We start from the raw sequence: 8,817 nt of genomic DNA, 5'->3' as shown, positions 1-8,817 counted from the left end.
TGGCAAGGTCGCCGGTGGCCGAGACCTGCATGGCCCCAAGCACCGCGACGTCGAGGTGTCCGCCGCGGATGATGCCGAATGAGGCCGAGGAGCCGAAGAACGCCGCGCCCGGCAGCGTGGTGACGGTCTCCTTGCCGGCGTTGATCAGATCCGCGTCGACGTCCTCGCGCCAGGGATACGGCCCGACCCCCAGGATCCCGTTCTCCGAGTGCACGACGACAGTGACGCCGTCGGGGATGTGATTGGGGATCAGGGTGGGCATTCCGATGCCGAGGTTGACGTACTGGCCGTCCTCGAACTCGGCGGCCACCCGTGCGGCCAAACCTTCCTTACTCCATGTCATTCCGCGCCGCTCCTCCTCATCGCTGCGCTCTGCATCGTCGTCGGCGCGCTCACCGCCGCACCGTCACCTTCTCGATCCGCTTCACCGGGTTGGGCACGTGCACGATCCGCTGAACGAAGATACCCGGCGTGTGCACCGCGGCCGGGTCGATCTCTCCGGGCTCGACGAGATGCTCGACCTCGGCGATGGTGATCCTGCCGGCCTGCGCGCAGTCCGGGTTGAAGTTGGCGGCGGCCCCGCGGTAGACGAGGTTGCCATGCCGGTCGCCCTGCCACGCGTGCACCAGCGCGAAGTCGGTGCGGATCGCCCGCTCGAGAACGTAGGTGAGTCCGTCGAACTCGCGGGTCTCCTTCGGAAGCGACATCACCGCCACCGCGCCCGAAGCGTCGTAGCGCCACGGCAGCCCGCCGTCGGCGACCGCGGTGCCGACCCCTGCGGCCGTATAGAAGGCCGGGATCCCCATCCCGCCGGCGCGCAGCCGCTCGGCCAGGGTGCCCTGCGGGTTGAGCTCCACCTCGAGTTCGCCGGCGAGGAACTGGCGGGCGAATTCCTTGTTGTCGCCCACGTAGGAGGCGATGGCCCGGCGAATCCGCTTGTGCTGCAACAGCGGGCCCAAACCGACACCGTCGCCGCCACAGTTGTTGGACACCGTCTCGAGGTCGCGGACCCCGGTGTCGACGAGCGCCGCGATCAGCGCCTCGGGGATGCCACAGAAGCCGAATCCCCCGACCGCCAGAGATGACCCGTCGGTTATGTCAGCGACCGCCTCAGCGGCCGTCGCCACCACCTTGTCCATCGCCGCAGCAGCCTCCTTGCCGTCGAGCGGTCTGCATCCGGCCCGGCGCAAAACCGGACTGTAAGAGACTTTCAGTTAATGTTCATTAACTGGGGTGAGAATACCACCGCCCGCAGCGCTGCGTCCAGGGATCCGGTACCACGCCGCGACTCGAGTTAACGGCGAATAACTCGTGCTAAGTTAGTGACGATTAACCGATCGGACGAGTGGACGGAGGTCCGTCGTGACAACCTCCCTCCCGGACCGCCAGCCCGGCCATCCTGACGCCCCGAACCGTCGCAGTCAGTTGAAGTCCGACCGGCGCCTGCAACTTCTGTCGGCGGCCGAACGGCTATTTGCCGAACGCGGTTTCCTCGCGGTGCGACTGGAAGACATCGGTGCGGCCGCCGGCGTCAGCGGTCCGGCCATTTACCGGCACTTCCCCAACAAGGAGTCGCTGCTGGTCGAGTTGCTTGTCGGGATCAGCACCCGGCTGCTCGCCGGCGCCCGCGATGTGACGGCCCGTAGCCCCGACGCCGCGACGGCGCTCGACGGTCTCATCGATTTCCACCTCGAATTCGCGTTCGGCGAACCAGACCTGATCCGGATCCAGGACCGGGACCTTGCGTACCTGCCCGAGGCGGCCGAGAAGCAGGTGCGCAAAGCGCAGCGCCAGTATGTCGAGGTCTGGGTGGGCGTGCTTCGTGGGCTCAACCCCAAGCTGGCCGAAGCCGATGCCCGGCTGACGGCCCACGCGGTATTCGGCCTGCTGAATTCCACACCGCACAGCATGAAGGCGCCAGACAATTCACGCACCAAGCCCGTCCGCGTGGCGCGGTCGCGCGCCGTCATGCGGGCTATGACCGTCGCCGCGCTACGAGCCGGGAATCAGTGCCCCTGAGTCGCGCGTCATAACGTGAGCCACCGGTCAGGGGCCCGGCCCAGGTACCCTGCAAGCCATGAGGTGGAGATGAACGATCCACGTCGAGGCGAGCGGTTTAGTCCGCCTCTACCGGGGTCAGGACCGGCTGGGCCCCAGGATTACCTGTATCCGCCGCCCGTCGACTACCCGGCGTACGCCGACCAGGCGCCCTACGCGCCCACGTACGGCGGGCATATCCCGCCATGGGCACCGAGCCTGAACGAAACCAGCCCGACCAAACAGCTGCCGCCGTACTGGCAGCAAGACGTGCCCCCATCGGGCCAACTGCCTCCTGAGGGTCTGGCTCCCCCGCCGCCGGGAGGACCGAAATCGCCACGCTGGTTGTTGATCTTCGCCGGCGTGGCGGTGCTGCTGGCCGTCGCCCTGGTGATCGCGCTGATACTCGTGAACAACGCGATCAAGACGCAGACCGCCGTCCCGCCGTTGCCCGCCATGCCCGAGACGAGTTCGCCAACACCGACCCCGTCAACACGCACATCATCACCGTCGCTAATCCCCGCCCCGGCGCCGCCCACCGGCGGCTCTGGCACGCCCACCGAGACGACCGGCCCCGCCGCAATGCAAGACATCGTCTACAACGTCACCGGCGACGGCCGTGCGCTCAGCATCGTGTACATCGGCACCGGCGATGTCATACAGACCGAGTTCAATGTGGCGCTGCCCTGGAGCAAACAGGTCAGCCTGTCGAAGTCGGCCGTCCACCCGGCGAACGTCACGGTCGTCAACTTCGGCCACAACGTCACCTGCTCGGTCACCGTCGCAGGGGTCCAGGTGAGCCAGCGAGTCGGGGTGGGCCTGACGATTTGCGACGCCAGAGGCTAAACCTGCTAAGACCGTTCGGGTACCGCGACCCCGCGCACCGGAACACGGACCAGCAGCATCGATAGCACTCCGGCGGTCAGCACCAGCGAGATCCCGCCCAGTCCGGCGCGGACGGCGCCGAAACCGTCGACGAAGACCGAGAACAGCCACGGTGCCACGAAGGCGACTGCGCGTCCCGTCATCGTGTACAGGCCGAACGCGACCCCTTCCCTGCCGTGCTGTGTCATCTGCAACAGCAGGGCGCGCGACGACGACTGCGACGGCCCGATGAATAGGCACAGCAGCAGTCCGCACACCCAGAAGGCCAGCGAGCCGGAGAGCGTCATCAGGGTGAGCTCCGCGATGATGATCACGATCAATGACCCGACGATGACGGGCTTGGATCCGATCCGGTGGTCGACGAGCCCGCCCAGCACCGCGCCCACCGCGGCCACCACGCTTGCCACCACGCCGAACACCAGGACATCGCCTTGTGAGAGGCCGTATACGTTGACACCGAGCACGGCGCCGAAGGCGAAAATGGCCGCCAGCCCATCCCGGAAAAGCGCGCTGGCACCAAGGTAGTAGACCAGGTTGCGGTCGCGCCGCCATTCCGCGGAGAGCTCCGTCCACAGCTTGCGATAACCACCCAGCACACCCGTGGGCCGGTGGACCTCTCCGGAATCGGGTAGCCGGTGTGCGACCAGCAGCAACGGCAGAGCCAGCACCGCCAGCCAGCCCGCGGCCATCAGCATCGACACCCGGACGTAGAGGCCGTCGTGAACCGGCAGCCGCAGCAGCCCACGCACCGCATCGGGGCCGGAGCCGGATCCGGAGATGAATCCGGTGTAGATCACCAGCAGCAGCATGACGCTGCCGAGGTAACCGGCTGCCGCGCCCAGTCCGGAAATCCGCCCGGCGGTCTCCGGCGTCGAGAGTTGGCGCAGCATCGCGTTGTACGGGACGCTGGCCAGGTCGCTGCATGCCGCCGTTGCCGCCAGCAGCACCAGCCCGGCCCACAGGTAGCTGGGGCGATCGTGGATAAAGAACATCGAGCAGGTCAGCGCCACCACAAGGCCGGTCAACACGCTCAGGACCACCCGTCTGCGATGCGGGGCCTCCACCCACACGCCGACGACCGGCGCCAGCAGCGCGACGGTCAACCCGGCGACGGCCCCCGCCCGGCCCAACCAACTGGCCGGGGTTGTGCTGCCGGATATACCCACACCCACGCTGCTGGTCAGGTAGACGGCGAAGACAAAGGTCGCCACGATCGCGTTCAGACCGATGGCACCGGAGTCCCACAGCGCCCATGCCAGCACCCGAGATGCCGCGGGCGTGCCGGGCCGTTCACTCATGCCCGGCACTCTATTGGTTTGGCAGCCGACCCGCCGCGCCCGGCCACGTGTCTACGATTGGCGCATGCCGATCCCAGCTCCCAGCCGCGACGCGCGCGCCGTTGTCACCGGAGCTTCGCAAAATATCGGCGAAGCGCTAGCCACCGAACTCGCGGCGCGCGGACACAGCCTGATTGTCACCGCACGACGCGAGGACCTGCTCAATGACCTGGCCACCCGGCTGGCCGACAAATTTCGGGTTGCCGTCGAAGTGCGACCTGCCGATCTGGCCGACCCGGGCGAACGGGCGAAACTGTGCGACGAACTGGCGGCACGTCCCATCTCGATCCTGTGCGCCAACGCGGGCACCGCGACGTTCGGTCCCGTCGCGGGCCTTGACCCGGCCGGGGAAAAGGCTGAGGTGCAGCTGAATGCCGTTGCGGTGCATGACCTTACGTTGGCTGTGCTGCCGGGCATGATCGAGCGCAAGGCCGGCGGTATCCTGATTTCCGGTTCGGCGGCGGGCAATTCGCCGATTCCCTACAACGCCACCTATGCGGCCACCAAGGCATTCGCGAACACCTTCAGCGAATCGTTGCGCGGTGAACTGCGCGGCTCCGGCGTGCACGTCACACTGCTGGCACCGGGCCCGGTGCGCACCGACCTTCCCGACGACGCCGAAGCCTCGCTGGTCGAAAGGCTGGTGCCGGACTTCCTGTGGATCTCCACCGAGCACACCGCCCAGGTATCGCTGGATGCGTTGGCGCGCAACAAGATGCGCATCGTACCGGGCTGGACGTCGAAAGCCATGTCGGTGGCAAGCCAGTACGCCCCGCGCGCCGTCGTCGCGCCGATCGTGGGCAGCTTCTACAAAAGGCTCGGCGGCGGGTAGCAGCCGTTACTTCCGCCGGCGTCCGGAACCGAAGATGCTGCGGACCGCCTCGCGTACCCCCGTGTTGAGGGCGCTTTTCACGGTGGGATTTTTCAGCACTTCTTCCCACATCGCGGGACCCTTCGGTGCCGTAGGTGCGGGCATTGGCGGCAAATCCAAGTCCGTTGGCAACGGTGGATAATCCGACTCGTCGGGCAGTTGTTCAGGCGCCGGAGCGGGCGGGGTTTCCGGTGCCTGCTCGATCGTTTGGCCGTATTTGACTTGCAGTGGGCTGGCTTTGGCCGCGGCGGCGATCGCGTCGGTACCGATAGCGCCCATCAGTGACCGGGGTACCCGCATGCGGGTCCACGCCACCGGTGTCGGGGCGCCTTTCTCGGACAGCACCGTCACAACGGCCTCGCCGATTCCCAGCGAGGTCAACGCGGATTCCAGGTCGTAGATATCGGTTTTCGGATAGGTACGGACGGTCCTGCTGAGCGCCTTCTGGTCGTCGGGCGTAAACGCCCGCAACGCGTGCTGGACCCGGGCGCCCAGTTGGGAGAGCACGTCGTTGGGTATATCCGTGGGTAACTGGGTGCAGAAGAACACCCCGACGCCCTTGGAGCGAATCAGCTTGACGGTCTGTTCGACCTGCTCGAGGAAGGCCTTCGACGCGTCGGCGAACAGCAGGTGCGCCTCGTCGAAAAAGAAGACCAGCTTGGGCTTGTCCACATCACCGACCTCGGGCAGGACGGTAAACAGATCGGCCAACAACCACATCAGAAAGGTGGAGAAGATGACCGGGCGCAACGACTGACCACTGAACTCGAGCAGCGAAATGATGCCGTGGCCCTGGTCGTCGGCGCGCAGCAGATCCTGCGGATCGAGCTTCGGCTCGCCGAAGAACGTGTCGCCGCCCTCGCCTTCGAGGTTGACCAGCGCTCGCAGAATGACGCCCGCCGTCGTCGATGACACCCCGCCCAGGGATTTCAGGTCCTCCTTGCCCGCGTCGGTGGTCAGGTAAGAGATGGCTCGGCGCAAATCGTCCAGCGTGACCAGCGGACGGTTGGCTTCCTTGGCCCAATGGAAGATGAGCCCTAGCGTGGATTCTTGAGTTGCATTGAGCCCCAACACCTTTGACAACAGAACCGGGCCGAAGCTGGCAATGGTCGCTCGCACCGGCACGCCCACTCCTTCGGTGCCCAGCGACAAGAACTCCACCGGGAATCCAGTCGCCTGCCAGTCGTCACCGGTGTCCTTCGCACGCGCGGCGGTCTTGTCGTTAGCCTCTCCGGGGCGCGACAGACCGGACAGGTCGCCCTTGACATCGGCCATCAGCACCGGAACCCCCGCCGCGCTGAGCTGCTCGGCGATCAGTTGCAGCGTCTTGGTCTTGCCGGTTCCGGTTGCCCCGGCCACGAGTCCGTGCCGGTTGACGGTGGCCAGCGGAATGCGAATCTGGGCGGTCGGGTCGACTTCGCCGTTGACGACGACCGCGCCGAGCTCCAGTGCCTGGCCTTCGACGGCGTAGCCGTTTGCGATCCGCTTCGCGGGCCCGTCAACCCCACCGGCCGCTGATTCGGTAGTCATCGTGCCGTACTCCTCTTCCCCAGTCGTCCCCGTGCCGTTGCGCACCGCTCACACTACTTGCCAAGGGCAGGCGGGGGCAGGGCGAACCGGGGCCTGACGTCCGCCTACGCTGAGCGCTGTGCGGGACGAATTGGTGTGGATCGACTGCGAGATGACCGGGCTCGAGCTCAGTTCGGACAAATTGATCGAGATCGCAGCCCTGGTAACCGACGCCGATCTGAACGTGCTCGGGGACGGAGTCGACGTGGTGATCCACACCGACGATGCCGCGCTGTCGTCGATGATCGACGTGGTCACCGAAATGCACTCGCGCTCAGGCCTGATCGATGAGGTGAAGGCATCCACCGTCGACCTGGCGACTGCCGAGGCGATGGTGATGGACTACGTCACAACGCACGTCAAGCAACCGAAGACGGCGCCGCTGGCCGGCAATTCGATCGCCACCGATCGCTCATTCATCGCCCGCGACATGCCCAAGCTGGACTCGTACCTGCACTACCGGATGATCGACGTCAGCTCGATCAAAGAACTCTGCAGGCGCTGGTACCCGCGCATTTACTACGGTCAGCCGGCCAAGGGGCTCGCACATCGGGCACTCGCCGACATCCACGAATCCATCCGTGAGCTGCAGTTTTACCGGCGTACCGCGTTCGTGCTCCCGCCCGGGCCGTCTACCAGCGAAATCGAGGCGGTTGTCGCCGATCTTGGCGACACAGCGAACGCAGCGGAAACAATCGATTCGGACACCGAGCCACCGACCGGCTAGTATCGACGTCGCCGCGCGTTGGCCCCGACCTGGGTCGGCTTGCGGCCATGGTGAGTGTAGTTCAGTTGGTAGAGCACCAGGTTGTGATCCTGGGGGTCGCGGGTTCGAGTCCCGTCACTCACCCCACAGGTCAGAGGTGGTATTTAGCCCCTCTGAGCTTTTTCTTTGGCGGGGTTCCGTGCGATTAGCCTGCTAATCAGGGAAGTTCAGGCCTGCTGGTTGGACGGGTTTTCACATTCGCAGAGCCATGAGCCGTCGCCGTCGGTGCGCTCAGGTACCACATCATCCACTACGCACTGAAGTCCGTGACCTGCCGTTTCTATCGACATGGTGAACGTGGACACGACGATCGCGTCAAGCGGCGTGCTGTTGGCGCCGACGGTGGTGGTCGCGCATTTACGACGGGAACCAGTAAAGGAAAGGAAAGGGGCTGCTGCCACAAGCCGCACTCCGGGAGCGCACGCGAACACTGTTGCCGCGTTCACCATTGGGATTGTTTGCTAGCCGCACCCCATCCGGTAGCGCGTGTCAGTATGGCCAACGAGTGCCCTTGCCAACCTCGTTGTGTCACTTGCCATCCGCCATCGCGGGAACAGCCAAGGGGCGGGAGTCGGTCGGAATCCCTCCAGTCGGCGATTGGTCGCGACGACCGTACGGAGCTTTGCTGCGTGCTGACCAAACTGAATTATGTTGCAGAACAACCGAATTAAGAATCGTCAGGTGGGACGACCATGCAAACCGGCCCAAACCGCACCAGCAGGCGGGGGATATCGGGGTTGGTGGTGGGCAATAGCTTCTCCACCCATCTCGGCAAAAGGCCAGGTGCGGCGGGTTCCTTCAGCAGGCAGCCCGTCTCTGGGCCACCCGGGCAAACCAAGGTTCTCACCTAGGGCGCGGATAAATGCGATTTTCCTGAAATGAGCTCAGATACATACTATCGTTTCGGGTTGAACAGCCTAGGTTCTTCCTAGGCGGTTTTTGGGTAGACGGGCCCTCCCCCGCAAACCCGTTTACTCAAGTCCGGGTCCCGCATGGCCCCGGCGAAACGGCCCAGGGCGCAACGGCCCGGCGGCGAACTAGGCGCTGGCGCCCTGGACCACCCCAAAGCATCCGTTTACGTTGACGTAAATATTTGCACTTATTGGAAGGGGCCCCGGGGTCGCGCATCCCGGCGCAGCGTCTCGGGCGACTAATCCAGGGAGAATCGACTCATGAGAGAGCACAGACCTGAGCGGTCAACCTAAGAACCCGGCATTGCGCCCGAACTAGTGGTCACGCCCGTTAGTTCGTCGGGGTTATGCCGCGATTCTGGTGAGGAGTCGGTTGAGGTCGTTGCGGTTGAAGCGCCAGTCGAATGGTCGGGCGGCGCTGTTGTAGCGGGCTTCGAACGC

At 65.3% G+C, this 8,817-nt stretch carries 9 protein-coding genes and 1 tRNA gene; 5 read left to right on the top strand and 5 right to left on the bottom strand.

From position 1 onward, the window contains the following. The coding region (locus ACLP4W_RS02805) for a CoA-transferase (protein WP_442383911.1) at positions 1-343 on the bottom strand (343 nt) is incomplete at its 3' end. Positions 344-392: 49 nt separating this feature from the next. Beyond that, positions 393-1,139: a CoA transferase subunit A gene (locus tag ACLP4W_RS02800; RefSeq protein WP_442383913.1), complete on the bottom strand. Its 747-nt coding sequence runs from the start codon at positions 1,137-1,139 to the stop codon at positions 393-395. Between the two features lie 223 nt (positions 1,140-1,362). Between ACLP4W_RS02800 and ACLP4W_RS02795 the strand changes: the two genes are divergently transcribed. Both ACLP4W_RS02795 and ACLP4W_RS02790 read left to right on the top strand, forming a co-directional pair. Next, positions 1,363-2,019 (top strand): SACE_7040 family transcriptional regulator, encoded by a 657-nt coding sequence (locus ACLP4W_RS02795; protein WP_442383909.1) that lies wholly within the window; start codon positions 1,363-1,365, stop codon positions 2,017-2,019. A 69-nt stretch (positions 2,020-2,088) separates the two neighbouring features. Further along, positions 2,089-2,883: an MmpS family transport accessory protein gene (locus tag ACLP4W_RS02790; RefSeq protein WP_442383907.1), complete on the top strand. Its 795-nt coding sequence runs from the start codon at positions 2,089-2,091 to the stop codon at positions 2,881-2,883. 5 nt (positions 2,884-2,888) lie between these two features. Here the strand turns inward: ACLP4W_RS02790 and ACLP4W_RS02785 are convergent, their stop codons facing one another. Beyond that, positions 2,889-4,220 carry an MFS transporter gene (locus ACLP4W_RS02785; protein ID WP_442383905.1) on the bottom strand — a complete coding sequence of 444 codons (1,332 nt, stop codon included), beginning with the start codon at positions 4,218-4,220 and terminating at the stop codon, positions 2,889-2,891. Positions 4,221-4,284: 64 nt separating this feature from the next. Between ACLP4W_RS02785 and cmrA the strand changes: the two genes are divergently transcribed. Continuing rightward, positions 4,285-5,091: a mycolate reductase CmrA gene (cmrA, locus tag ACLP4W_RS02780; RefSeq protein ID WP_442383903.1), complete on the top strand. Its 807-nt coding sequence runs from the start codon at positions 4,285-4,287 to the stop codon at positions 5,089-5,091. A 6-nt stretch (positions 5,092-5,097) separates the two neighbouring features. Here cmrA and ACLP4W_RS02775 read toward each other — a convergent pair whose 3' ends face one another. After that, entirely contained in the window at positions 5,098-6,660 is a 1,563-nt protein-coding gene (locus ACLP4W_RS02775; RefSeq protein WP_442383901.1) for a helicase HerA-like domain-containing protein, read from the bottom strand. Between the two features lie 118 nt (positions 6,661-6,778). Here ACLP4W_RS02775 and orn point away from each other — a divergent pair, with 118 nt between their 5' ends. Together orn and ACLP4W_RS02765 are read left to right on the top strand one after the other, a co-directional pair. Further along, on the top strand, positions 6,779-7,426 hold the full coding sequence (gene orn / locus ACLP4W_RS02770) for an oligoribonuclease (RefSeq protein ID WP_442383899.1): 648 nt from the start codon (positions 6,779-6,781) through the stop codon (positions 7,424-7,426). 50 nt (positions 7,427-7,476) lie between these two features. Then, positions 7,477-7,552 (top strand) — tRNA-His (locus tag ACLP4W_RS02765). A gap of 80 nt (positions 7,553-7,632) precedes the next feature. On the opposite strand, the gene ACLP4W_RS02760 is transcribed toward ACLP4W_RS02765, so the two are convergent. Next, positions 7,633-7,911: a hypothetical protein gene (locus ACLP4W_RS02760; protein ID WP_442383897.1), complete on the bottom strand. Its 279-nt coding sequence runs from the start codon at positions 7,909-7,911 to the stop codon at positions 7,633-7,635. Positions 7,912-8,817: the final 906 nt, after the last annotated feature.

The organism is Mycobacterium sp., from assembly GCF_052145595.1.
In the GTDB taxonomy this organism is placed as follows: domain Bacteria; phylum Actinomycetota; class Actinomycetes; order Mycobacteriales; family Mycobacteriaceae; genus Mycobacterium.
This window is presented reverse-complemented; position numbering and strand designations above follow the sequence as displayed.